25 protein-coding genes are annotated in these 24,255 nt (G+C 38.8%); 14 read left to right on the forward strand and 11 right to left on the reverse strand.

Annotated elements, in window-relative coordinates; genetic code table 11:
• Positions 1-366: 366 nt before the first annotated feature.
• The 4 genes from B9Y87_RS19785 (at position 367) to trhA (ending at position 7,695) form a co-directional block, all read left to right on the forward strand.
• Entirely contained in the window at positions 367-2,259 is a 1,893-nt protein-coding gene (locus B9Y87_RS19785; protein ID WP_085500699.1) for a 3-keto-disaccharide hydrolase, read from the forward strand.
• A gap of 16 nt (positions 2,260-2,275) precedes the next feature.
• Positions 2,276-4,234 carry a plastocyanin/azurin family copper-binding protein gene (locus tag B9Y87_RS19790; RefSeq protein WP_085500700.1) on the forward strand — a complete coding sequence of 653 codons (1,959 nt, stop codon included), beginning with the start codon at positions 2,276-2,278 and terminating at the stop codon, positions 4,232-4,234.
• Positions 4,235-4,434: 200 nt separating this feature from the next.
• On the forward strand, positions 4,435-6,912 hold the full coding sequence (locus B9Y87_RS19795; RefSeq protein ID WP_085500701.1) for a TonB-dependent receptor plug domain-containing protein: 2,478 nt from the start codon (positions 4,435-4,437) through the stop codon (positions 6,910-6,912).
• Between the two features lie 165 nt (positions 6,913-7,077).
• Positions 7,078-7,695, forward strand: a complete 618-nt coding sequence (gene trhA, locus B9Y87_RS19800; RefSeq protein ID WP_085500702.1) for a PAQR family membrane homeostasis protein TrhA — start codon at positions 7,078-7,080, stop codon at positions 7,693-7,695.
• Here trhA and B9Y87_RS19805 read toward each other — a convergent pair.
• Together B9Y87_RS19805 and B9Y87_RS19810 are read right to left on the reverse strand one after the other, a co-directional pair.
• Positions 7,692-8,120, reverse strand: coding sequence for a DUF4268 domain-containing protein (locus tag B9Y87_RS19805; protein WP_085500703.1), 429 nt, complete (start codon positions 8,118-8,120; stop codon positions 7,692-7,694). The genes trhA and B9Y87_RS19805 overlap by 4 nt on opposite strands.
• Positions 8,121-8,792: a ZIP family metal transporter gene (locus tag B9Y87_RS19810; protein WP_085500704.1), complete on the reverse strand. Its 672-nt coding sequence runs from the start codon at positions 8,790-8,792 to the stop codon at positions 8,121-8,123.
• 90 nt (positions 8,793-8,882) lie between these two features.
• Between B9Y87_RS19810 and B9Y87_RS19815 the strand changes: the two genes are divergently transcribed.
• Positions 8,883-10,046 carry a THUMP domain-containing class I SAM-dependent RNA methyltransferase gene (locus B9Y87_RS19815; protein ID WP_085500705.1) on the forward strand — a complete coding sequence of 388 codons (1,164 nt, stop codon included), beginning with the start codon at positions 8,883-8,885 and terminating at the stop codon, positions 10,044-10,046.
• Between the two features lie 32 nt (positions 10,047-10,078).
• Positions 10,079-10,309, forward strand: coding sequence for a hypothetical protein (locus B9Y87_RS19820; protein WP_085500706.1), 231 nt, complete (start codon positions 10,079-10,081; stop codon positions 10,307-10,309).
• Here B9Y87_RS19820 and B9Y87_RS19825 read toward each other — a convergent pair.
• Genes B9Y87_RS19825 through rlmD form a run of 3 tightly spaced genes read right to left on the reverse strand, consistent with a single transcriptional unit; the run spans position 10,287 to position 13,046 of the window.
• A complete protein-coding gene (locus tag B9Y87_RS19825) occupies positions 10,287-11,108 on the reverse strand; it encodes a DUF6048 family protein (RefSeq protein WP_085500707.1) in 822 nt (273 codons plus the stop codon). The genes B9Y87_RS19820 and B9Y87_RS19825 overlap by 23 nt on opposite strands.
• Positions 11,089-11,619, reverse strand: coding sequence for a DUF6452 family protein (locus B9Y87_RS19830; RefSeq protein ID WP_085500708.1), 531 nt, complete (start codon positions 11,617-11,619; stop codon positions 11,089-11,091). Before B9Y87_RS19830 ends, B9Y87_RS19825 begins: the two co-directional genes overlap by 20 nt.
• 11 nt (positions 11,620-11,630) lie before the next feature.
• The gene (rlmD, locus tag B9Y87_RS19835) at positions 11,631-13,046 is read right to left on the reverse strand and encodes a 23S rRNA (uracil(1939)-C(5))-methyltransferase RlmD (RefSeq protein WP_085500709.1); all 1,416 of its coding nucleotides are present in this window, start codon (positions 13,044-13,046) and stop codon (positions 11,631-11,633) included.
• 211 nt (positions 13,047-13,257) lie between these two features.
• Here rlmD and B9Y87_RS19840 point away from each other — a divergent pair, with 211 nt between their 5' ends.
• The 5 genes from B9Y87_RS19840 (at position 13,258) to rocD (ending at position 19,513) form a co-directional block, all read left to right on the forward strand.
• The gene (locus B9Y87_RS19840; protein ID WP_085500793.1) at positions 13,258-14,724 is read left to right on the forward strand and encodes a sulfatase; all 1,467 of its coding nucleotides are present in this window, start codon (positions 13,258-13,260) and stop codon (positions 14,722-14,724) included.
• 62 nt (positions 14,725-14,786) lie between these two features.
• Positions 14,787-16,025 carry a glycoside hydrolase family protein gene (locus tag B9Y87_RS19845; RefSeq protein ID WP_085500710.1) on the forward strand — a complete coding sequence of 413 codons (1,239 nt, stop codon included), beginning with the start codon at positions 14,787-14,789 and terminating at the stop codon, positions 16,023-16,025.
• Positions 16,026-16,113: 88 nt separating this feature from the next.
• A complete protein-coding gene (locus tag B9Y87_RS19850) occupies positions 16,114-17,187 on the forward strand; it encodes a glycoside hydrolase family protein (protein ID WP_085500711.1) in 1,074 nt (357 codons plus the stop codon).
• Between the two features lie 92 nt (positions 17,188-17,279).
• Positions 17,280-18,089 (forward strand): endonuclease/exonuclease/phosphatase family protein, encoded by an 810-nt coding sequence (locus B9Y87_RS19855; protein WP_245808765.1) that lies wholly within the window; start codon positions 17,280-17,282, stop codon positions 18,087-18,089.
• A 143-nt stretch (positions 18,090-18,232) separates the two neighbouring features.
• Entirely contained in the window at positions 18,233-19,513 is a 1,281-nt protein-coding gene (rocD, locus tag B9Y87_RS19860; RefSeq protein ID WP_085500713.1) for an ornithine--oxo-acid transaminase, read from the forward strand.
• 50 nt (positions 19,514-19,563) lie between these two features.
• Here the strand turns inward: rocD and B9Y87_RS19865 are convergent, their stop codons facing one another.
• Genes B9Y87_RS19865 through B9Y87_RS19880 form a run of 4 tightly spaced genes read right to left on the reverse strand, consistent with a single transcriptional unit; the run spans position 19,564 to position 20,934 of the window.
• The gene (locus B9Y87_RS19865) at positions 19,564-19,977 is read right to left on the reverse strand and encodes a DUF2752 domain-containing protein (RefSeq protein WP_085500714.1); all 414 of its coding nucleotides are present in this window, start codon (positions 19,975-19,977) and stop codon (positions 19,564-19,566) included.
• Positions 19,967-20,251 (reverse strand): CD225/dispanin family protein, encoded by a 285-nt coding sequence (locus tag B9Y87_RS19870; protein WP_085500715.1) that lies wholly within the window; start codon positions 20,249-20,251, stop codon positions 19,967-19,969. Before B9Y87_RS19870 ends, B9Y87_RS19865 begins: the two co-directional genes overlap by 11 nt.
• Positions 20,252-20,283: 32 nt before the next feature.
• Positions 20,284-20,622, reverse strand: coding sequence for a CCC motif membrane protein (locus B9Y87_RS19875; RefSeq protein WP_085500716.1), 339 nt, complete (start codon positions 20,620-20,622; stop codon positions 20,284-20,286).
• A gap of 9 nt (positions 20,623-20,631) precedes the next feature.
• The gene (locus tag B9Y87_RS19880; protein ID WP_245808763.1) at positions 20,632-20,934 is read right to left on the reverse strand and encodes a DUF2752 domain-containing protein; all 303 of its coding nucleotides are present in this window, start codon (positions 20,932-20,934) and stop codon (positions 20,632-20,634) included.
• Positions 20,935-20,993: 59 nt separating this feature from the next.
• On the opposite strand from B9Y87_RS19880, the gene B9Y87_RS19885 reads away from it, so the two are divergent.
• Together B9Y87_RS19885 and B9Y87_RS19890 are read left to right on the forward strand one after the other, a co-directional pair.
• Positions 20,994-21,191 carry a hypothetical protein gene (locus B9Y87_RS19885; RefSeq protein WP_085500717.1) on the forward strand — a complete coding sequence of 66 codons (198 nt, stop codon included), beginning with the start codon at positions 20,994-20,996 and terminating at the stop codon, positions 21,189-21,191.
• Positions 21,191-21,739, forward strand: a complete 549-nt coding sequence (locus tag B9Y87_RS19890) for a Smr/MutS family protein (RefSeq protein ID WP_085500718.1) — start codon at positions 21,191-21,193, stop codon at positions 21,737-21,739. The genes B9Y87_RS19885 and B9Y87_RS19890 overlap by 1 nt, the downstream gene beginning before the upstream one ends.
• On the opposite strand, the gene B9Y87_RS19895 is transcribed toward B9Y87_RS19890, so the two are convergent.
• Positions 21,740-22,249 (reverse strand): hypothetical protein, encoded by a 510-nt coding sequence (locus tag B9Y87_RS19895; RefSeq protein ID WP_085500719.1) that lies wholly within the window; start codon positions 22,247-22,249, stop codon positions 21,740-21,742.
• A 134-nt stretch (positions 22,250-22,383) separates the two neighbouring features.
• Between B9Y87_RS19895 and B9Y87_RS19900 the strand changes: the two genes are divergently transcribed.
• Positions 22,384-23,532 (forward strand): cysteine desulfurase family protein, encoded by a 1,149-nt coding sequence (locus B9Y87_RS19900; protein ID WP_085500720.1) that lies wholly within the window; start codon positions 22,384-22,386, stop codon positions 23,530-23,532.
• Here B9Y87_RS19900 and B9Y87_RS19905 read toward each other — a convergent pair.
• Positions 23,529-24,182 carry a hypothetical protein gene (locus B9Y87_RS19905; RefSeq protein ID WP_085500721.1) on the reverse strand — a complete coding sequence of 218 codons (654 nt, stop codon included), beginning with the start codon at positions 24,180-24,182 and terminating at the stop codon, positions 23,529-23,531. The genes B9Y87_RS19900 and B9Y87_RS19905 overlap by 4 nt on opposite strands.
• Between the last annotated feature and the right edge of the window lie 73 nt (positions 24,183-24,255).

Below are 24,255 nucleotides of genomic sequence, written 5' to 3' on the forward strand. Positions count from 1 at the left end.
ATTGTTCATTTCCTACATTTTCTAATCATCAAATTGTTACATTTACAAGTTGGTACATTGTTGCATTAATTCATTGTTACATTTCCAAATCATCAAATTATCCCATTTTCAAATTGATCAACTGTAATTACCGCCAATATAATGAGTGATGGTATCTGGGTTGTATTATTTCTCATTATAGGTTTCTACTTTTGCAAATGACTTCATTAAGTTACGAAAACCTTTTCGTAGCGTATATGTCCATAGCTGTGGGGATATAACTAACGTATATTATTGTTGGACCGAGCAAACATTGGAGTTTTATAACTTATATTTATATCTTTAGGGTTTGGAACTACTGTTCCAAGTAACCTAAGCTTCAATTTTATGAAAATTCCATTGTTTTTAAGTGGATTATTGCTAATTTTTAATTCATGCGGCGATCATCCATCGAAAGAAACTGCAACGACCACAGAAGAAATCCCTAGAATAAAGGATTATTTGCCATTCTCCGAATTGTCATTAGATGATCTATCGATGTTCAATGTAGAAACTCCTAACTGGAAAATTGTAGGGGATGTGTATGTGGATAGATCAAAGGAAAAGGTTTTATCATCTTCTCCAGGAAAAGGAATTTTAGCTAACATTCCGGAGGAAGATACCAACAATGGTCACATCTTCACAAATTTTGAACATGGGGACCTGGAGATTGAAGTTGATGTTATGATGCCACTCAACTCAAATTCCGGTATTTATTTTCAAGGTAGATATGAAGTTCAATTATTGGATAGTTGGGGAGAAAAGGAGCCTACTTATGCGGATATTGGTGGTATTTATCAAAGTTCAAATTATAAGGAAGATGGTGGTTACCAAGGTAACCCCCCAAGAACAAACGCTTCAAAATCTCCAGGACTTTGGCAACATTTTAAAATTCTTTTCCATGCACCTAGGTTTAATAATGAAGGTGAGAAAATTAAGAACGCTATTTTTCAGGAGGTATGGCTTAACGGAGTATTGGTCCAGGAAAATGTAGAGGTCACCGCTCCAACACGTTCGGCCGCTTTTGAAGATGAAAATGCAAAAGGTCCATTGATGATTCAAGGAGATCATGGTCCTGTTGCCCTAAGAAACATCATATATAAGAAGTATGAAGATAAAAAGCTGACCTTGTCCGATATGTATATGACGGAATACGAAAGTAATTCTGATACAATTGCCGGTTTGGATACGCTTAAAGTTATTGGAGAGAGTAATGTAGACAGTATTTCTGCCAATATGGTTACCGGAAATAGGGTTACAAGAATTTTAAGTTACAAGGGGCAAATGCATGTACCAAACTCTGGTAACTATCTCTTTAATGTAGGTTTAAATCACGGCGGTGCCTTATTATTGATCGGAAATGATACTGTTGTTGATCTAAATGGAAAGTTCGGTTTGGATACTCCTGGGATTGGTGAAATTATGTTGGAAAAGGGGAAAATACCCTTTGTCTTCATTTATAACAAGAATTATCCTTGGCATACAGGTTTTGGTATAACGGTAGAGGGTCCTGAAATGCAAAAGATGCCCTTAAGTGCAAGGAATTCTTTAGGTTCGGCTAATAATGGTTCGGATAATGATATACTTATTACCGTGGAAGATGAGACGATTACCCAACGTGGATATATGATGCATGGTGAAGAAAAAAGGACGCACTGTATTGCGGTAGGGAGTCCGGACCATATTAATTATTCATACGATTTAAGTAGAGGAACTATATTACAGGTATGGGAGGGCGATTTCCTGGATGTTACCCAGATGTGGCATCTGAGGGGTACGAATCAGCTGGCGGAACCAAAGGGATTTTCAGTATCCTTTCATGGGGATCCAGATTTTATGACGTTGGGGAATAAGGACATGGTTTGGCCAGATAGCATTCCATCCAACATAAAGTTTAAACCATTGGGCTATGAAATGAGGAACAATGGACGACCTGTTTTTTTACAACAGGAAGAAGGGGCGTCCATTAGCAATTCTTTTAAAAGCTCTGAGAATGGGCGTGGACTTGAACGTACCATTAGCATTGAGGGCAATATGGACATCTGGCATAAAATTGCCGAAGGGGAATCCATTAAACAATTGGAGGACGGTACCTACATTGTCAACGATGAAAGTTATTTTATCGATTTCTCGGGAAATAGCGACTTGGTTCCTATAATCCGTCAATCCAATGGAAAAGATGAATTACTTCTAAAAATACCCGCAGGTAGTGGGAACATTACATACAATATTATTTGGTAACCCAAAACAACCAATTATGCAGATTATAAAACAGGTAGTTTTCTTTGTATTCCTAGTAGGAACGGTACAAGGTATTCTTGGACAAGAGAGTTCGGAAATGGCCAAAAAGGAAGCGGAATATTATAAAATAGTGGATGTGCCCATTCCAAAGGATGTTGTTTTGGAAGTTGGAGGATTGGCGCTAACGGATGACGATAAATTAGGGGTTTCTACCAGAAGGGGTGAGGTATGGTTAATAGAAAACCCATATAGCCTAAATCCATTGTATAAGAGATATGCACATGGGATGCATGAGACCTTGGGCCTGGCCTATAAGGACAATGGTTTTTATCTTTCCCAAAGAGGGGAACTTACAAGGTTGGACGATAGGAACGGCGATGGCAAGGCAGATAGTTATAAGACCATATATTCATGGCCTTTGTCCGGGAATTACCATGATTATTCCTATGGACCGGTAATTTTACCCAATGGGGATATGTTGGTCACCTTAAATTTATCATGGATCGGTCATGGGGCTAGTTTGGTAAAATGGAGGGGATGGATGTTAAAGATTACCCCAGAAGGGGAAATGACCCCTATTGCAACCGGCCTAAGGTCTCCAGCGGGTTTTAATGTAAATTCTGAAGGGGACTATTTTTATACCGAAAATCAGGGGGATTGGGTAGGTTCCGGAAGGATGACGCATTTGGAAGTAGGTGATTTTGCAGGTAATCCAGAAGGATTACGGTGGACAGATGACCCTAAATCGCCCTTAAAATTGAAACAGGAGGAAATTGAAAAGCAATCGGGTTTAAGTCTTTATGAATACGCCAAAAAGGAACCAGCCCTAAAGGCTCCAGCTATATGGTTTCCTCATACTATACAAGGGATTTCAACATCAGATATCCTTTATGATACTACCAATGGAAAATTCGGGCCCTTTGAAGGTCAGATGTTTATTGGCGACCAGGGACATAGTAAGATTATGCGTGTATTTATGGAAAAGGTAAATGGAGTGTACCAAGGAGCATCCTTTTTATTTCGCGAGGGATTTTCCTCAGGAATACTTCGAATGATCTGGGGAAGCGATTCTAGCATGTTTGTGGGTATGACCAGCAGGGGATGGTCCTCCACAGGAAAAGCCCCATATGGTCTGCAGAGACTGGAATGGACGGGGAAAGTACCCTTTGAAATTAAAACCATGAAAGCGTTGAATGATGGATTTCTATTGGAATTTACTGAACCCGTGAATAAAAAGTTGGCGAATGATGTGGCCAGCTATCATATGAAAAGCTTCACCTATAAATATCACAACATCTACGGAAGCCCAATAACGGAAGAACAACCGGTGATGGTACACAAAGCCGAGGTCTCTGCTGATGGATTATCGGTGAAATTAACTTTGCACGGTATGCGTTTGGGGTTTATTCATGAAATAAAAGTGCCTAACCTGAGCTCTGTTAAGGGTAGGAAACTATTGCATGATACAGGCTATTACACTTTGAACGAGGTACCCGGTGGAGAATTGAAGTCGCCCCAAATGACAGGGATGGCAAAGTCTGGGAAAACTATTGTTCAACCAAAAAGAATAACAAAAATGCCTGCGGATTGGAATAATACATCCGATCAGCAATTAATGATAGGAACCAAGCCGGGATTGAAATTTGATGTAGAGGAAGTGAAGGTTCAAAGCGGGGCAAAGGTAGAGCTCACATTTAATAATAACGACGATATGATGCATAATCTGGTCATTACAAAAAAGGGCAAGGAGTCTGTTGATAAGGTAGGTCAAATGGCTTTGATGCTCGGACTGGACGGTCCGGATTATAACTATGTGCCGGACACCGATTTAGTGCTTTATCACACGGCTATTATGCAACCGGAAACTGCTGAAAAAATTTATGTCAAAATGCCGGAGGAACCAGGTGAATATTGGATAGTATGTACTTTTCCAGGTCATTCATCGGTTATGAGGGCCAAGCTTATTGTTCAATAATACTTTGTTGTATTTTCTACTATTTATTGGGTAAGTTAACTATCAACAGGGATCCATAGGTCCTTGTTGAGAAAGTTTGAGATTATTTTTTAATGTCCAAATCGCTGGGGAATATTTCCCTTTAACACTGTTAAATTATGCTTTGTCTTAAAGAAAAAATTGTAGATTTAATTCTACAATCTAACTAAGTATTGAGCATTTTGAAAATAACATCTTTAGTATTAATTCTTTGGGTAGTAATTACTAATTGTACTTATGCCCAAGGAAAGGACAATTCAAAATATTTTCTGGCCAACGATTCCACTAATTATCGGGAAAAGGTATTCCTACATTTGGACAAATCATATTACAATGCCGGGGAGGATATCTGGTTTAAAGTATATCTTTTAAACGCGGCATCCCACCAATGGGATGCTATAAGGAATGTGGTATATGTGGATATTGTGGGCCCTGACGACAAAATTATAGACTTCAAAATTATTAGGATAGAAGATGGTGTAGGAAATGGGGATTTCGCATTACCTTCCAATTTATATGGAGGCGGGTATACGGTAAGGGCTTATACAAACTATATGCGCAATTTTGATGAGTCCTATTTCTTTAGACAGCAGATATACATTAATCCATTAAAATTTATAACCAAAGAATTAGGGAATGCTTTGGTTGGGAAGGGTCAGGAAAAATCGGATGCGGTATTGAAGGAAAAAATGCCCGATTTACAATTTTTTCCTGAGGGCGGTCACATGGTCAATGATTATTTTAACCGTGTTGGGTTCAAGATATTGGGGGTCGATGGTCGATCCATGGATATTGAAGGTGTAATTTTGGATGAAACCGGTACTAAAATCACTGAATTTGCATCTGTGCATTTAGGGATGGGAATCTTTGATATTAAGCCTTTAGAGGGAAAAAAATACACGGCCAATATTGTTTATCATGGCAAAAAATATTCCTATAATCTACCCCAAGGGGTCACCGACGGAATTGTGATGCGGGTTCAGGAATTAAGGGATTATTATCAGATAAATATTCAAACATCAAGAGCCAATGGACTTAAAGGATTTGGTTTACTTGGAATCCAGCGTATGGGCCCAATATATAATGCAACAATAGACCAGGATAAATCGATAGCTGTATTTAAAGTCGATAAAAAGCTCCTGATCACGGGAATTGCCCAATTTACACTAGTGGATGAAAAGGGTATGGCTGTATGTGAGAGATTGGTGTTTTACAATGATGGCAGTTCAACTCCCGAAATCAAAATTATTCCATCATCCCAAATCAATACCAAAAATGGCACAATACAATTAAATGTTGAACTGGATTCCGAGGCAGAGGAAATATCTAAATTTGGAGCAAATTTGTCTATTTCCGTAACGGATTTAGCGGCTTCATCACCTCGGGAGCATCAGGCTGACATACGAACCTATTTGTTGTTGAATTCAGAACTAAAAGGGAGAATAGAAAACCCAGGGTATTATTTTTATTCGGAAGACCCTAAAAGAAGACAGTTTTTGGACTTGTTGATGATGACCCAAGGGTGGAGGCAATTTATTATAGACGATAGGCCTACTACCAAGGGAAATGCTTTTGAGTTTGTAAAAGAAATGGGGATCTCTGTAGAAGGAGAGGTGCGTAAATTTCATAATCCCGATAAGCCAGATGTGGCTACTGTGAAATTGACTTTTCAAGATAATAATTTGATGGGTCGCTTAAGCGTAAAATCAAACGAAGATGGCCGTTTTAAGTTTTTGGGGCTAAATATTATGGAAGATAATAAATTGGCTTTTGAAATGGTGGATTATCAGCGCCCGATGAAGGAATTCGCTATACATTTGGATTCTATCAAACCTGCACCAATCAGTGCCACAATGAAGAAATACAGTCTTCCGGAAATTACCAGCTTTGAACAATTTTTGGAAAACACTAACGAAAGGGAAGGTTATGATACCGCTTTTGAAAATGAAATGATGAAATTGATACAGTTGGATGAAGTACTGATTTTAACGGAAGGTAAGTCCAAGAAGAGGGAAATGGATGTTAAAAGAAGTGATAATTCTATTTATAGCAGTGTATCCAATTCAGTGGATTTTTCCGAAATAAGAAATCAGCCCTATCCAAATATTCTGGCTGCTTTACGTGCTCGTGTCCCGGGGGTTGACATATATGAGGGCATTGTAACAATTAGAGGAATTAATTCCATAAGTTCGGAACGAGGGACTACCCCCCTTTTTCTTTTAAATGGAGTACCTGTAGATCAAGAAGCAATTGAAAATGTTCCTGTGTGGGAGGTCGATTTTATAGATGTTTTAAAGGGAACTAAGGCCTCTATATTTGGTTCAGAAGGAGGAAATGGGGTAATTGCGGTATACACTTTAACGGGTAAGGAGCTCAAGGATCAGAAAATTAAAGTTGCGGGTAATGTGTTTAGTTACCAAGGATTTTATCAGTCCAGAAAGTTTTACGAACCAGCGTATGGAAATGAAGATTTGGGAGCTAGTAGGAAAAAATTTAGTTCCACCCTCCATTGGGAGCCTATTGTAAAATTGGATAATAGTGGAAGGAGTAAAGTTATTTTTCCTGCAGGCACAAAATCTTCCTTCTACAAAGTGGTATTACAGGGAATTACGAACGATGGTTTTCCTCTGGTTTCCGAAGCTGTTTTTGAGGTAGACTGATGGTAGCCAAGGGAGCTTTTAATTATTCCGGATTTATTGGCTTATAGGGCTGTTTCCCTGGTTAATGCAGTGTTTTGGTAAGAGGGATAGAATTATTTATTTCCTTAAGTAAGACAATTGTGTAAAATTAACTTTGGTTAATTTTGTGCTATCAACATCCGTTCAATGCTGGAAAAAGAGGAGAAACTGAACACCATTTCCCATGCCCTGGGTATCATTTTAGGGCTGATAGGCTTTATTGTGCTTTATCAGATAAATGATGGGCATAATTCTTATGGACTTTTTTCCATTGTTGTTTACAGCTTTACCTTTGTATTGTTATTTACGGCCTCAACCTTATACCATCTTGTGAGGGATCCCAATATGAAAAACAGGTTAAGAATATTGGATCACATCAGCATTTATTTTTTAATTGCCGGGACCTATACACCCGTGGCGTTACTAATGTTGGAAAAAGGTAATGGGTGGCTACTGTTTTATACCGTTTGGGGCATTGCGGCCCTTGGTACGTTAATGAAGTTGTTTTACACAGGTAAATACGAATTTATATCGCTTTTGCTTTATTTGGTAATGGGTTGGTTAATCGTATTGGATTTGGATAATTTACTAAATAATACTACGACCATTGGGCTGCGAACCCTTTTTTTAGGGGGTGCTTTTTATACCTTTGGTATTATTTTTTACGCTATTGAAAGAATCCCATATAATCACTTTATCTGGCATTTGTTTGTATTGGGAGGCGCCATTAGTCATTGGTTCTTTATATTGATCGATGTGGTTTAAGGACGAATAATATCTTCATATTCGTTGAAAAAATCTTCAAATTTGACCATGTTATCTTTCAAAAAAACCATGGTCTCCTGCCAGGTATTTTTGTTGTGTATGGAAACATTTTCCAAACTGACGGAGATCCTCGATATTTCCTTGCCGTTATTTAGGAAAACCGTATCCTCGAACAGGGCATTAGGTAGATATTCTTCTTTAAAAAGCGATTGAAGTGATATTAATTTCTCCCATAATTCCAGACGCTTCTCCAAATCCTGGTTCTCAATATCCATAGAGACCATGGCTGTTGACAGATCAAAGTGGAACTTAAATGAGAAATCCTTTATTCCAGTGTTGTATAGAATCCATTTTCTGGGAAATGACTTTCCAAAGGAAATCCAGAAATCCTGCCTTAACTTTTTTGATTCTTCCTTACTGAACATCTATAAGGAATAAGCAATTACAATACCCAAAATAATGACCACCAATTTACGTAAGTTGAATTTGTGCGCTTCCGAACTTTCAAACAAAATTACCGTGGATATATGCAGGAAGACTCCAATTACCAATGCGTTCAGTAAAACGGCATACCTATGAATAAACTCATAATTGGCTGCAATGTAAGTGCCTATGGGCGTCATCAAAGAAAACAGCACAATAAAAAATATTGCGGATTGTAACTTTATCTTAGAGCTTAACAAAAATATGCTAAGGATAATGGCAATGGGAATTTTATGGATTAAAATTCCGTATAGGATGGTGCCATGATTTTCTATGGGTAATCCTTCTAGTAGGGAATGGATACATAAGCTTATAAAGAGCATCCATGGAAAATCGGATTTTTCGGGATCTAGATGAACGTGTCCGTGTTCAGCCCCCTTGGAAAAAAATTCCAGAAATATCTGGAGTAAGATCCCCAACATAATAAACACCCCGACCGTTTTTGGTTCTGCACTACCATAAACTTCAGGGAACAATTCAAATACGGTAAGTGCCAACAAAAAGGCTCCACTGAAAGCTAGGAGCAACTTAAACACTTCCTTGTTTTTTGGTTTTGTAAAGAATACAAAAATAAAACTCAGCAAAACGCCGAGAATAGGTAATAAATATTTCATTTAGGATTGGTTCTGGTATTCTACAAAATAACCATATTCGCTAATAAGGGCTAAAATTAATGTATTTTTGCGGTAATCTTAAAGGTAGATATGAACAATAATTTTAAAATGGTGGCCAAGACCATGTTTGGTTTTGAAGAAATTTTGGCCAAGGAACTGCGTAACTTGGGTGCAGGAAATGTTGAAGAAGGAGTTAGGAGTGTTTTTTTTGAGGGGGATACCGGTTTTATGTATAAGGCAAACCTTTGTTTAAGGACTGCAATTAAAATAGTTAAGCCCATACATTCCTTTCGGGTACGGGATGAGAACGATCTTTACAAAAAAATCTACGCCATGGATTGGTTCGATTATCTTTGTACTTCCACGACTTTTGCCATAGACGCCACGGTGAACAGCGAAAATTTCACCCACTCCTTATATGTTTCCCAAAAAACCAAAGATGCCATAGTGGATAAGTTTAGGGACACGGATGGTAGTAGGCCGGACGTAGACATAAAATTCCCGGATGTTAGGATCAATATTCATATTCAAAATGATCAATGCAACGTGGCTTTGGACTCCTCCGGTAGATCTTTGCACCAAAGGGGATATAGAACGGCAACCAATATAGCACCTATAAATGAGGTTTTGGCCGCCGGCCTTTTGTTATTAAGTGGATGGGATGGACAATGTGACTTTCTGGATCCCATGTGTGGAAGTGGCACTTTATTAACAGAAGCAGCCATGATTGCCTGTAATATTCCAGCCAACATAAATAGGAAGGAATTTGCCTTTGAGAAATGGCACGATTTTGATGCCGATCTTTTTGAAAAAATTGTGGACAGCAGTCTCAACAGGACACGGGAGTTTAATCATAGGATTATTGGATATGACAAGGCACCGTCTGCTGTTAGGAAAGCTCAGGATAATATTGTCAATGCCAATTTGTCGGATTATATAACCGTGGAAAGGAAAAACTTTTTTGATACTGAGAAATTCACGGACAATCATTTGCATATGGTGTTCAATCCGCCCTATGGCGAACGATTGGATATAGAAATGGAGGATTTTTACACGGATATTGGCAACACTTTAAAACGAAATTATCCTGGGACCGATGCCTGGTTCATTACATCCAATTTGGAGGCTTTAAAGTTTGTGGGGCTACGTCCTTCAAGGAAGATCAAGGTTTTTAATAGCCATTTGGAGTCGCGCCTTGTTAAATACGTAATGTACGAGGGGAGTAAGAAAGCCAAATTTAACAAAGCGGAATAGCCCGTAAACAATGATTTAAAAGAATAGGAAATTTGAAACCAAAATACAAAGCCCTTATCTATAATTTTCTAGGCTTCGCCATTTTATTTGTTGCAGGCAGATTATTGCTGGGTATGTTCTTGTCAATCAACACCCTGGTCCTTGCTTTTATAGCGGCTGTGGCTGCAAGTGTAATGGCACCTAAATTTAGTGCTGTGAAAACAAAATCCGGTGAGAAACTGATGATGAAATGGATTTTTATTAAGGGTTTCCGGGAGCTGTAGGTTTTTCTTGGATCGGTGGTTTCTTTTCTTCCTTTTCCTGATTCTTTTTGGCTTTTTTATAAAGTGGTAAAAAATAGGTGATGGAGTAATTGTAGCCAACACCGAATTTACTCCCGTCGGTAACTTTATTGAATCCAGGAATCCATAGATTGCTAAAGTTATCCGGTTCCTTATTGCTTACCAAGAATCCAATTCGAACACTTGCCCCTAAAAAAATGTTGGCAAAAAGTTCCGCTTTTACACCCAACACAGCCTCTAGCCAGCTGGCATTTAATCCGCTAAATTCTTGGGCAACATCTGATCCCCATGGAAAATCATTAACGGCTGCGGGGTCTGGATTTATTTGAAAATCAGGATTGCTCCAATACCGGTTGGTGCCAAAAATTTGATAATTATTCAAAGTTTGGCTAAAAGTACTGTAGGCGTATCGCCCCCCCACATGTATGGAGTTGTTCATACCATACCAATTGCCATAAGTGTTATAATCCACACCCAGTTTTAAATAGCTTCCAGAAGTGGTAAAATTATATAGGTCCTCTTGTTTGGTTTTCTTTTCATTGCCTAGTTCTGCGGCTACGTAAAGTTTGTTCGTTACCCTATAATCCCCGACTATTTCAAGTCCTTGGTAATCTTCGTTCAAAAATGAAATTAAAGGTCGACTAAGGTCTATTCCTACTCTAATGCCATAAGGATCGGTGTGGGCAACTGTATCTTTGGGCTGTAGGTCAATAGGCTTGCTTTGGGAAAATCCCAGGAGAAAGGCAAAAAATATAAAACTACTAATGAAATATTTTAACATGGGCCGCTGTTGAATTTTCTACCAATGGGGTTATAATTTCTATATCCTTTATCCAATTATCTGTTTCTGTTTTTAGATCGCTGTTTAAATCCTCATAATTGGCAATGTATCCACATGCCCGGGAAATAAACTTGTCTATTCTAGTGTAATTTAGGTATAAGGTATCTAAATCCCCTCCTTCCACCGTTATAGTCTCTCCGCTAGTGTTGGTAGTTTCAACATCTGAAGAATTTCTTATAAAATAAAAACCAGTGCTGCTTTCTGCGACTTTTAGGGGAATGGCTATGGAATCCGTATCGACTCTATCGGATACGGTCGTAACCGTAGTATTCTGGCCAACCCCAACAATCCTGAATTTTGGTGCCTTTTTTAAAACTGTGGGGTTGTCTATATCATAAAATCTTATGACTAATAGTGGGGTGTCCCCATCTATACAGATATCATCTTTTTCACAGGCTCCAAAACCGATCAATACGATTGTTAATAGTATAAGGATATGGTTTTTTTTCATATTATGTTGGACTATTGGGTCCGTTTTTTCAAAAGTACAACATTTTCTACATGATGGGTTTGTGGAAACATATCCACCGGCTGCACTTTCAATATCTCATATTCCTCCTTCATCATTTCCAAATCCCTGGCCTGTGTAGCGCTATTACAGCTAACATATACAACCTTATCAGGAGCAATGGATAATATTTGTTCAACAACTGCCGCATGCATACCATCCCTGGGAGGATCTGTAATAATTAGGTTGGGCTTACCATGTTCCTTAATAAAACTGGGATTAAAGACATTCTTCATATCCCCAACAAAGAAATCTACATTATCTATGTTGTTTCTTTTTGCATTGGCCTTGGCATCGGCAATAGCCTCGGGAACAGCTTCTATCCCTATTACCTTTTTGGCTTTTTTGGCTACAAATTGGGCAATTGTTCCAGTGCCTGTGTAAAGGTCGTAAACCAATTCGTTTCCAGTAAGTTCGGCAAAATCCCGGGTTACCTTGTATAGTTCATATGCTTGATCCGAGTTGGTTTGATAAAAGGATTTGGCATTTATTTTAAATTGAAGGCCTTCCATTTCCTCAAAGATATGATCCCGTCCAGAATAACATATAATTTCTTGGTCATATATGGTATCATTTTGTTTTTGATTGATGACATATAGCAAGGAAGTAATTTCCGGAAAGCTTGCTGACAAATGGTTCATCAATAACTCCCTCTTTTCCAAATCATCCTCAAAAAACTGGACCATGACCATGATTTCACCGGTAGAGGAGGTACGTATCATTACCGTACGCAGCATGCCCCACTGATTCCTGGGATTAAAGAAAGATAAATTGTTCTTAATGGCGAAATCCTTAATTTCCAACCTTATCGCATTGGAAGGATCTTCCTGTAAATGACATTTTTTGATGTCCAATATTTTGTCCCACATACCGGGAATATGAAACCCTAACGCATTTTTGTCGTCAATTTCCTTGCCGGAGTTTATTTCCTCCAAGGTTAGCCATCGGCTATCGGAAAAAGAAAATTCCATCTTGTTCCTATAGAAATACTGTTTTTTAGAGCCTAGTATAGTGCTTGTTTTTGGCAATTCCAAATGACCAATTCTACGAAGGTTGTTCTCTACCTCCTTTTGTTTATAGAACAGCTGGTGCCCATAGCCCATGTCCTGCCATTTACACCCGCCACATACCCCAAAATGCTCGCAAACTGGAGTAGTTCTTTTATCTGAAAAAGTATGGAATTTGGTGGCAATCCCCTCAAAGTAGGCCTTTCTTTTTTTGGTGGTCATAACGTCCACAACATCCCCTGGGACAGTGTTGGTCAGGAAAATTACCCGTCCGTCCGGTGCTTTGCCGATTGTCTTGCCTTTGGCTCCTGCATCTACTACTTCTACGTTTTCAAAAACTTGTCTTGTATTCTTTCTGCCCATGCCGCAAAAATAGGAGAATTTTTTAGGATTTATGTAGCTTTTTAACAGAGTCTTATTTGTATTTGTTAGATTCGTTTTGGCAATAGAAAAATGAAATAGGAATGAATTCGTAAAACGAAAAGTTGGCCTTTATTAAATATTGGGGAACTAAGTGTTATTTTTGGAAAGTAGGAACAATTATCAATCTTTAAATTCAAATAAATTGGTTAAAATGGGAAAACTGCTTTTAGCTCTGTTAATGATCGGCTTTTTTGCTGGACATGCGCAGCAAGGCAAAACTGCAAAAAAAATAAAGAACAACAAGCCTAATGTATTATTCATAATTGCGGATGATTTAACGGCCACTGCTATTTCATCCTATGAAAATCAGGCGGCACATACACCCAATATTGATCAATTGGCGGCACAAGGTGTTAAATATACCAGAGCTTATACCCAATATCCGGTCTGTGGGCCCTCAAGGGCTTCTTTAATGTTTGGCTATTACCCCAATGCTACTACCACCTATGGATATGTAAGCGGGAGGGAGAATGTTGGACCTTCACGCAAATCACTTTCACAATTGTTTAAGGATAACGGTTATTATACGGCACGGGTAAGCAAGATTTATCATATGGGAGTTCCCATAGATATTGAAACAGGTTCCAACGGACAGGACGATGAGGCCTCCTGGACCGAAAGGTTTAATAGTCAGGGACCGGAATGGACTGCAGAAGGGGAGGCAGAATTGGTGCAAAATAATCCCTACGGACTTAAGCCAAGAAAAGGAGGTAATGTTATGACCATTGTAAAGGCGGATGGGGACGATTTGGTACATTCCGATGGTAAGACCGCTGTTAAAGCTATCGAACTTATTAAACAGCATAAAAATAATCCCTTCTTTTTGGCAGTGGGGTTGGTAAGGCCCCATGTGCCTTTTGTAGCTCCAAGGAAATATTTTGAACCTTATCCACATCAACAAATGGTATTGCCCCCTAAAGTTGAAAACGATTGGGATGATATTCCTGCGCGAGGAATTAACTATGTGACCAGTGTTAATGGGGAAATGTCCGAAGAACAGGAAAAAAAGGCGGTGGCTGGGTATTATGCTTCTGTAGCTTATATGGATGCACAGGTAGGTAAGATACTTAAGACTTTGAAGGAAGAAGGCCTGGAGGATAATACCATTGTTGTTTTTACTTCGGACCACGGGTTTCATTTGGGGGAACACCGTTTTTGGATGAAGGTAAGCCTGCATGAGGAATCGGTTAGGGTACCTTTGATTATCAAAGTGCCTGGAAAAGCACCGGCAGTCTGTAATTCCTTTTCCGAACTGTTGGACCTGTATCCTACTTTGACCGAATTGACAGGGTTAAAGGCATCCAAACATTTACAGGGTAAAAGCCTTGTGAAAACTTTGGATAATCCAAAGTCGGATATTAGGGAATATGCATTTTCCGTAAGCCAAGGAGGCAAGTCCTTTCTTGTGCGAAGCCATAAATGGGCATATATTCAGTATGACGAAGATGCCGGATCAGGGATGGAGCTTTTCGACATGGAACACGATGCCAAACAATACAATAATTTGGCGCATAACCCTGCCTATGGTGATGTGGTTCAGGAAATGCAAAAGATTTTAAAGGAAAAATTACTGGAAATAAGAACAAATGACTTGGCCATATCATATGGTTCGGAGTAACAAAATTGAAAAGTCTTTATGGAAAAAATAAGGACTGTAATTGGAGAAATTACCAACTATTAATGAAAGGAATATTCACTTGTTTTAAAAGGGGCATTCTGTTAGGATGCTTTATTAACACCTTTTTATGCTGGGCCCAAAATATCACGATTACGCCAGGGAAAATTGATGCCAGAGCAGTAGGGTTAAAGGAATCTCCCAATAAAATAATTGGCGCCTCTATATTTCAAATCCCGAATTATTTTGTTTGGGGAGCCAGCGTGGTTAAGGGAGACGATGGTAAGTATCATATGCTTTTTTCACTTTGGGAAAGCGGAGCGGAAGGAGGTAGTTTTGTCAAGGACTGGGTGTTGCAGTCCAAAATTGGATATGCCGTTTCAGATTATCCGGACAAGGGCTTTAAGTTTCAAAAAATAGTATTGAAAGGTACCCGCTATCACGGGGACAATATGTCCTGGGACGCCCAAATGGTGCACAATCCACATATCAAAAAAATTAACGGAAAGTATTATCTGTATTATATAGGATCCAAAGATCCAGCGGAACAGGTCATGGGTTCTTCAGGTGAAAATTTGGACAAACGCGCAAGGGTTCAACAATCCCTCTGTATAGGGGTGTTGGAATTTGATAGTTTTGAGGATTTGCTTTTGGGAAACTTTATACGTCCAAAACAGCCTCTGTTAACACCACGAACTAGGGTAAAGACCGATAATATTCTTAATGCATCCCCCTTTGGGACCAAGATAAAACCAGACAATATAATAGTGGTGAACCCCTCAGTGGTTTATAACCCAAAGATTCAGAAATATATGCTGTTCTTTAAGGGCAACGTCTATGAGCCACACTGGAAAGGCGTCCATGGGGTGGCTATTGGCGATACCCCAAAAGGTCCATTTATACCTTTGGATAATTTTGTTTTTGATGTAAAAATGCCTGATGGTACTTTGGCAAGTACTGAAGACCCCTATGTTTGGTACTCCAATAAAATCCAAAAATTTATGGCTATTGTGAAGGATTTTACAGGAAGACTAACAGGCCATAAAAAGACACTGGCCTTATTATCATCGACAGATGGTATTGTTTGGGATTTAACGGAAAAACCGCTATTTTTGGAGCGGAAGTTGCATTTAATGGATGGGTCGATTCTAGAGGTGGATAGATTGGAACGCCCGCAACTGTTGTTAAATGAAGAAGGTTTTCCCAAATATTTGTACGCTGCCTGTGCTGTAGAAAATGTAAACCCTAAAAACGATGGCAGTTCTTTTAATGTACAGATTCCAATGGAAGTTGTTATGGAATAATATAAGAAGTATTAATCCAATTAGTTAGTTATTAAAACCAAACAGGTCGCCAAATGATGGGATTTAAAAATATATTGAATATTGTAAAATGAAGTACGTAGTAAAATTGTTTGTTATTTTCATACTCATGGTCATTGATTCTGGATATGCCCAAGACAAGTCTTTGCAGATGCCCTTATCTTTTATTGCCGAAAATTTGGAATACAAGGGCGTGGCAGTTAAAGATGAAAATTATACCATTTGGGGCTGTGCACCCATACAGGATGAGGATGGAAAAACGCACTTATTCGTTGCAAGATGGCAAGAAAAGAATGTTAATCCTGCTTGGAGAAAATCTTCCGAAATAGCTCACTATGTTTCCGATTTACCAGAAGGGCCTTTTGTTTTCTCTGATATTGCCCTCAAAGGTACGGGAAAGGATACCTGGGATAAATATGCACCGCACAATCCGGAAATTAAAAAGGTGGGCAAGTACTTTGTGCTGTTGTATATTGCCAACAATAATTATCATCAACCACCACATCCAGATAATCAACGTATTGGAATGGCCATTGCAAAATCTCCTTACGGCCCATGGAAAAAAGTGGGTAAGGACGGTTTGGTCCTACAGGCAAATAATCCTCAAAAATGGAATTATAAATCCAATATTGGAGTAGCCAATCCCGCCTTTTTGGAAGTAAATGGGAAGTACTATCTATATTTTAAAACCAAAACCACGGATGGGGTTCTAAAGTATGGTTTGGCTACAGCTACCAAATTAAAAGGCCCATATACTATTCAGGATAAACCGGTTACCTCCAATAAAGGTACCTTGGAAGATGGAACCGTTTTTGCCTATCAGGATCACATTTTCTTGTTGACTACGGACAATCATGGTCAAAACACAGGTATAGTTGGTGGTGGAACACTTTGGAAGTCAAAGGACGGAATTAATTTTAATTTGGAGGAAGCCACTGTTGGCTATGATTTATTGCCGACGTATTATACGGATTACGATCCCAAAAAAGCAGTGAAGATATACGGTATCGCCCCCAAGCTGGAACGTCCTAAAATCTTAATGACAAATAATAAACCGTCATATTTGTACGGTCCATCTGGTTGGAATATTTTTGGCGGGGACAGAACTGTTGGCCATGTTTTTAAAATAAATCTAAACGAATGAAATTGCGAAATATTTTTTTGATTCTGGCTTTACTGCCCTTATTATAGGCGTCGCAGGAAAATAAAGACGATTTTAAAATCATCACCTATAATATTTGGAATGGTTATGACTGGGGGAAAGATCAAGAAAGAAGGGAAAAAGTTCAAAATTGGATGAATGCCCAAGCCCCAGATGTTGTGGCCCTTCAGGAACTATGCGCCTATACCTCTGAAAAATTGCGGGGGGATGCCACTGCCTGGGGACATGAATATTCCATTTTACTGAAAACAACGGGCTACTCGGTTGGTTTTACCTCGCGATACCCTATTGTGGTAAAAGAAAAAATAATGGAAGGTATGCATCATGGGGCTTTACATTGCACCACCAATGGAATTGATTTTTTTGTAATTCACCTTCATCCGGGAAGCATTGCACGAAGGCGCGAAGAGGCCGATATACTATCAGGGAAATTGGAAGAAATCATCAAAACCAGTTCCAAATATGTGGTTTTGGGGGATTTTAATGCCCATTCCCCCTTTGATGCCGATCTATACGATTCCAATGGTAAATTATTGCAGAGATTGCGTGAATCCAATGCAGGAAAGGGCTTGGATGGCAATTTGGTCAATGGCAACTTTGATTATGCCGTGATGTCTAAATTTATTTCACTGCCCTCATATGATATAGTTCAAGGATATACCAACGGAATAGGGGAAAGAGGCAGTTTTCCAGGTCGGGTTTTGGGAGAGGTAAACCAAGAAAGCACGGAACAATTAATATCTCGTATGGAACGGATAGATTATATTATGGCTTCACCTGAGCTCTCCAAAAAATCTCTTGGGGCCCAAGTCCATAACGGACAAGAAAATTGGTTTTTGTCCGATCACTATCCAGTTAGTGCCACTTTTGACCTAAACGATTGATTGGTAGGTTTTTCCAAGTAAAAATCAATACCCAAAAATTTTAGGATGCAAGTTACAATTCGTAATTTGCGTTCTCTGCAAAAGATGGATGATTTCTCTCCCCAAGAAGGAATTGCTAAAGTTTTATTTAAATTTATTAAATCATGTCTGTTTTGGAAAAATTATCTTCTAAAGATGCAATTGCATTGGAGGAAAAGTTCGGAGCGCACAACTATCATCCCTTACCAGTAGTTTTAAGTAGGGGTGAAGGTGTTTTTGTTTGGGATGTTGAGAAAAGGAAATATTATGATTTTTTGTCGGCCTATTCAGCGGTAAATCAAGGCCATTGTCACCCTAAAATCGTTGGCGCCATGATACAACAGGCGCAAACACTAACCTTGACTTCCAGGGCGTTTTACAATAATATGCTAGGAAGATTTGAGAAGTTGGCTGCCGAAACATTTGGGTACAACAAGTTGTTACCCATGAATACGGGGGCGGAAGCGGTAGAAACAGCGCTTAAAATTTGTAGAAAATGGGCGTATGAGAAAAAAGGGCTTCCTGAAAATCAAGCTCAAATTATTGTTTGTGAAAATAATTTTCACGGCCGTACCACCACTATCATCTCGTTTTCCAACGATCCTGTGGCTCGTAAAAATTATGGACCTTTTACCGAAGGATTTATAAAGATTGAATATAATAACCTAAAGGCCTTGGAAGAGGTATTGGAAAATAATAAAAATATTGCTGGATTCCTGGTAGAGCCCATACAAGGAGAAGCTGGAGTATATGTGCCTTCTGAAGACTATCTAGCCAAGGCGAAGGAGTTGTGTAAAAAGCATAATATACTTTTTATAGCAGATGAAGTGCAGACCGGTATAGCCCGTACAGGTAAATTATTGGCTACATGTGGTAATTGTAGCTGTCCGGACAGGCACTGTAGTGGGACGCCAGAGGTGAAACCGGATATTTTAATTCTGGGAAAGGCGCTTTCAGGAGGGGCTTATCCAGTATCCGGAGTATTGGCCAATGACGAAATCATGGAGGTTATAAAACCTGGTAGCCATGGTAGTACATTTGGAGGCAATCCCGTGGCAGCTGCAGTGGGCATAGCTGCCCTTGAGGTGGTAAAAGAGGAAGGGCTCGCCGAAAATGCCTATATATTGGGTGAGCTCTTTAGGGAAGAACTCAATAAGTTTATACCTAATTGTAATATTGTAAAGTCCGTTAGGGGTAAAGGATTGTTAAATGCCATCTTGATAAACGACACCGAAGATAGTTCAACTGCTTGGAATATTTGCTTGGCATTAAGGGATAACGGTCTTTTGGCGAAACCAACCCACGGAAATATAATCAGGTTCGCCCCTCCATTGGTAATGACCAAGGAACAACTTTTGGAATGTGTTGGCATTATAATTAAAACACTTAGGATGTTTGAAAAGTAATACTCCCCTCATGAAAGAGATGACCCGTTATTGATGCAATAACGGGTTTTTTACTCTGGAGCCAAAAGGGTAAAGGGATAAAGATTGATATTCCTTAAAATTGTAAACAGCGATATTAATATAAATAACACTATGGGTGTTTTAGGGTGATAGATGATATCCGGGAAGCTCTTTTTGTTTTTTAACGGAGTATAGCTACGTATCCAATGATAGGCAATCAATAAGAATGCAGGAATAAAGAGTAGGTTGTGTTTGGCCACACCCATGATATCCAAGTGGAGTAAGTCGTGTAATGCCCTTTGACTTCCACATCCAGTACAGTAATAGCCTGTAGCGGTAAAAAATGGACATTGGGGAAAATAGTAAGAATTACTGGGGTTATAAAAAAAATAAAGGAGTAGTATTCCAAAGAATACCACTCCAAAAACTATAACTCCCAATATTTTCTTTCGATTAGAAATCACTACTGCTCATTAATCCTCCAAAAATGGCTAGGCCAAAAAATGCAATATATAAAAGCCAAAACAAGCCGGCTATGGCTATACCAACAATGGCCCATGTCTTGGCATTTTTAGAAGCTCTCTCTGCCTGTTCAAAATTGCCAAGGGCATAAGCTTCATTCACTTTGGCCGCATTTACAATACTTACTATACCTGGGATAAGGCAACAAAAGACAGTGCTGATAATTGCTAAAACCAAATAGTTGCTAGGTTTGGGACGGGTTTGGTTGTTTTCCATAAAATATAAATTATTATTGATTGTACTAATGCTTATTCAAGGTTTTGGAAATAATCTTCCATTCTTTCCCTCATAAGTTCTTCGTTTTGTAGGGCATCCCAACCAATGATCGAGATGATCCATACAAAGAAGAAAATTACTAGAATATTCAAAACAATTCCTATAATCGATAAGGTTTTTCCCAATTTAACGTTGTTGTATCCTTCATACATACTGGGGTTTACTGCATATAAAATAGTGGCCTTTTTTGCTAAAACAAGGCCAATAATACCAAATATCAATCCAATGATTCCATAACAGCAGCACGTAACTATTGAAATAATCCCGAATACTAATATTAATGTTGCGTTAGGTAGTTTTTGTTGTTCCATAATTCTTTATTAATGTATTAGATGAATCATTTTGTAAATATAACTTACAATGATGATTCCAGCGTTTAGATATAAAAGGTAAATTTTGATTTTGAAAGAATTTTTGATATCGAATACCAGTGTGGCTCCAATGAAGCCTATAAGAAGTATTATGGTGTAGATGGCCGGATATATCTTCAGGGCTTCTATAAAATTGCCATCCAGCAAATAGGAAATAGACCGTTGAATTCCACATCCGGGACACTCAATTCCAAATATCTGCTTGTTCATACAAGGCAGCATATAATTTTCCAGTTCCAAGAGAATTGCCATCAGGATTTTTTAAAGGACCAATATAATTCTTTACCGAAAATTACTATTATTTTTGGGCAATGAAAACAAAACGGACTTTTTATTTGGTATTGATTATTGTGGGAGCCGCAATTGCGGGGTTGGGAGACCGTATTATGCACGAGGAATATGCTTTGAGTATTGGGATTGTAATTTTAATGTTCGGGCTGTACAAGACCACACAATTGTGGAGTATAGATCAACAAGGGGATCAGGATAACGACAAAGAAAGGAACTAATGGATTTTAAGGTAGGAGATCAAGTTGAAGCCATCGATGATATTGTTCAAGGGGTTATTGTAAAAATAAGTGATGGGCAAATTACAGTGGAAAGTAATGATGGGTTCCTATTGAAATATACGGCAGCTGAATTGTTGAAAGTTAGCGGTTCCAATGCTATAAAAGTATCCAATTATGAGGTAGCCAAAATAAAGGCGGAAAAAGAAGTGCCAAAGAATAGGCATAGGAGTAAATTAAGGGGCAAGGAGCGATATGCCCCGCAGATGGAAGTTGACCTACATATAGATAAGTTAACGCCTTCATCAAAAGGAATGACCAATTTTGAAATATTGAACCTTCAACTTGATACGGCCAAACGTCAATTGGATTTTGCTATTCGAAAAAAAATACAAAAGGTTGTATTTATTCACGGTGTTGGTGAAGGTATTTTAAAAGAAGAACTACATTATCTTTTTAAACGGTACGAAAACGCAAAGTTTTATGATGCCGACTATCAGAAATACGGTATGGGGGCTACTGAAGTTTATTTTTTTCAGAACACTCCATAATTAATTGGTGGTCACCGTTCCAAAATCGTTGATGCTCAAATCGGTTATCCGCTGATTGTTGGAGGCATTGATAAATGTAATCTCACTTAGCCTTATGGTGTGTTCATAAGTGGTGGTGTCACCATCAACAACCGCTGTGGAGGTTATGAGTACTAAACCGCTCTCGGCTTCAATTTCCTCCACAACCGTAGGTTCGGTTGTAGGGATAAGATCACAAAAATAATCACTGGAAACATCATCGGAAAAATCCCGATAGGTGAGGGTAGTGCTATTAGAAATAGGATATTCAACCTCTCCGTCCGATGCTTCATTCTTAAGTGTTCCACTTGCCAAGGTGAGAATTAGAGCTTCATTACCGTTAATTTTGAAGAATAAAGTGGTGCTGGTCGTAACTGAAGTGTCACAGTAATCAATTGCAATATCGTCAAAGTCGATAGTCTCTATGGTTAAATCCCCATCATCACATGAGTAAAGGGTTAAGCACAAAAGGAAAGTCAAGAGATTTTTCATGCCTCAAATTTAATCGAAATATAAGTTATAATCCTAGAGGTTTATAAGCATTTTACAGGAAATTAACTTTATTTCAAGTAATTTTGGCAATCTTCCCGGGAGTTGGGAAGGTCTTTAATTTGATTTAATTTTTAATGAAAAAGGTTTATTTGGATAGTGCCGCAACCACTCAGGTAAGACCGGAGGTTATAGCAAAAATGCAAGATGCCTTGGCAGGTTGCTACGGTAATCCATCTTCTTCCCATGGTTTTGGAAGGACAGCTAAAACAGCTATTGAAAAAGCAAGAAAAACCATAGCTAAGTACTTAAATGCCCACCCAGCGGAGATAATCTTTACTTCGGGAGGGACCGAAGCGGACAATATGATCCTTAGGAGTAGTGTACGTGATCTTGGAGTGGAAACCCTCATTACATCCAAGATAGAACATCATGCCGTATTGCATACGGCCGAGGCGCTTGCCAAGGAATATGATATTCAACTTTGGTTTGTGGATTTGGATAGCGACGGTAATCCAGATCTTGACCACTTGGAGTCGCTACTGAAGAAGGATGGAAGTAAGAAATTAGTGAGTTTAATGCACGTAAACAATGAAATAGGGAATATTACGGACATATCGGCCGTTGGAAAACTTTGTATGGAAAATGATGCCTTATTTCATTCGGATACGGTACAGTCCATTGGACATTTCCCATGGGATGTACAGAAAACCAATGCCCATTTCCTGACTGCTGCGGCCCATAAATTTCATGGTCCCAAAGGGGTTGGGTTTGCCTATATTAAAAGAAACGCAGGGTTAAAACCCTTAATCTTTGGAGGGTCCCAAGAACGCGGATTTAGGGCAGGAACTGAGCCGTATCACAATATTGTGGGTTTGGAAGAGGCTTTTAAGGCCGCCTATGATAACTTGGAGGAGGAACGGAATTATGTGACGGAACTAAAAAGATATTTTATAGAAAAAGTATCCAAGGCCATTCCTGATGTGGCTTTTAATGGCCTTTCCGGGGATATGGAGGGAGGTACCTATACACTTGTGAATGTGCGCCTCCCTTTTGATCCGGAAAAAGCGCTGATGTTGTTGTTTCATTTGGATCTAAAAGGTATAGCCTGTTCCAAAGGTAGTGCATGTCAGTCCGGTAGCGATATTGGATCGCATGTGCTTACGGAAATACTTTCCAATGAAGACATGGAAAAACCTTCTTTGCGATTTTCGTTCTCAAAATATAATACCAAAGAGGAATTGGATTACGTTGTTGAGGTGCTACGTGAATTTGGTTGCGATTAGTCCTTTTTTCGGTCCCTTGGGCGCTCCCTGTCGTAAGGAAATTTCCTGGAAGCCAATTTCATCATCAGATCGATGAGGTCTGTGGTATTCTTGCCCGATTTCTTATTGATTTGCTTTTCGTATTTCCAGAGTAATTTACCGGTTTTACCGTCACTTATTTTAACTCCTATTCGGCCATAATCGGCATCGCCGTTGATGTAATCCAGAAGGCTAAATTCTGTTGGGACACCCTTGGATAGCAGCACGTTTAAGTCTAAAGTACCACTAATTATGCCATCAACTTCCAAAATTTGAGCTAGTTCCTTTACACTATAAACATCAATGTTATCGTACGATATACCATTTTGTTTCAGGATAGCATTGGTGTTTTTTATATTCTGAAACTCAACGGAAAATTTCTTTTTCTTTTTTCTTTTGGAAAAATAAGTTTCTAGGGCGTCCTGTACTGCGTAGCCTTCCTTCTTTTCAAGATCTTTTAATTCTTCGCCGGATATTTCATCCTCAAGTTCCAAATTGGTCAAAAATGGGATAATGGCCAAATTACTGTGATCTTGGCTCAAATCATCAAACTTTTCACTTTCATAAATGTTCTTTTGGGCGGATGCACCAAGGAAACTAAGGGTGAATATAATAATAAGAATATTTTTCATTTACTGCTTTTTGTTCTTTTTGTACGGCACATTGGCTGTTGATACATCCAGGGAAAATCAAATATGTTATTGC

The sequence above is a fragment of the Arenibacter troitsensis genome, assembly GCF_900177645.1.
Taxonomy (GTDB): Bacteria; Bacteroidota; Bacteroidia; order Flavobacteriales; family Flavobacteriaceae; genus Arenibacter; species Arenibacter troitsensis.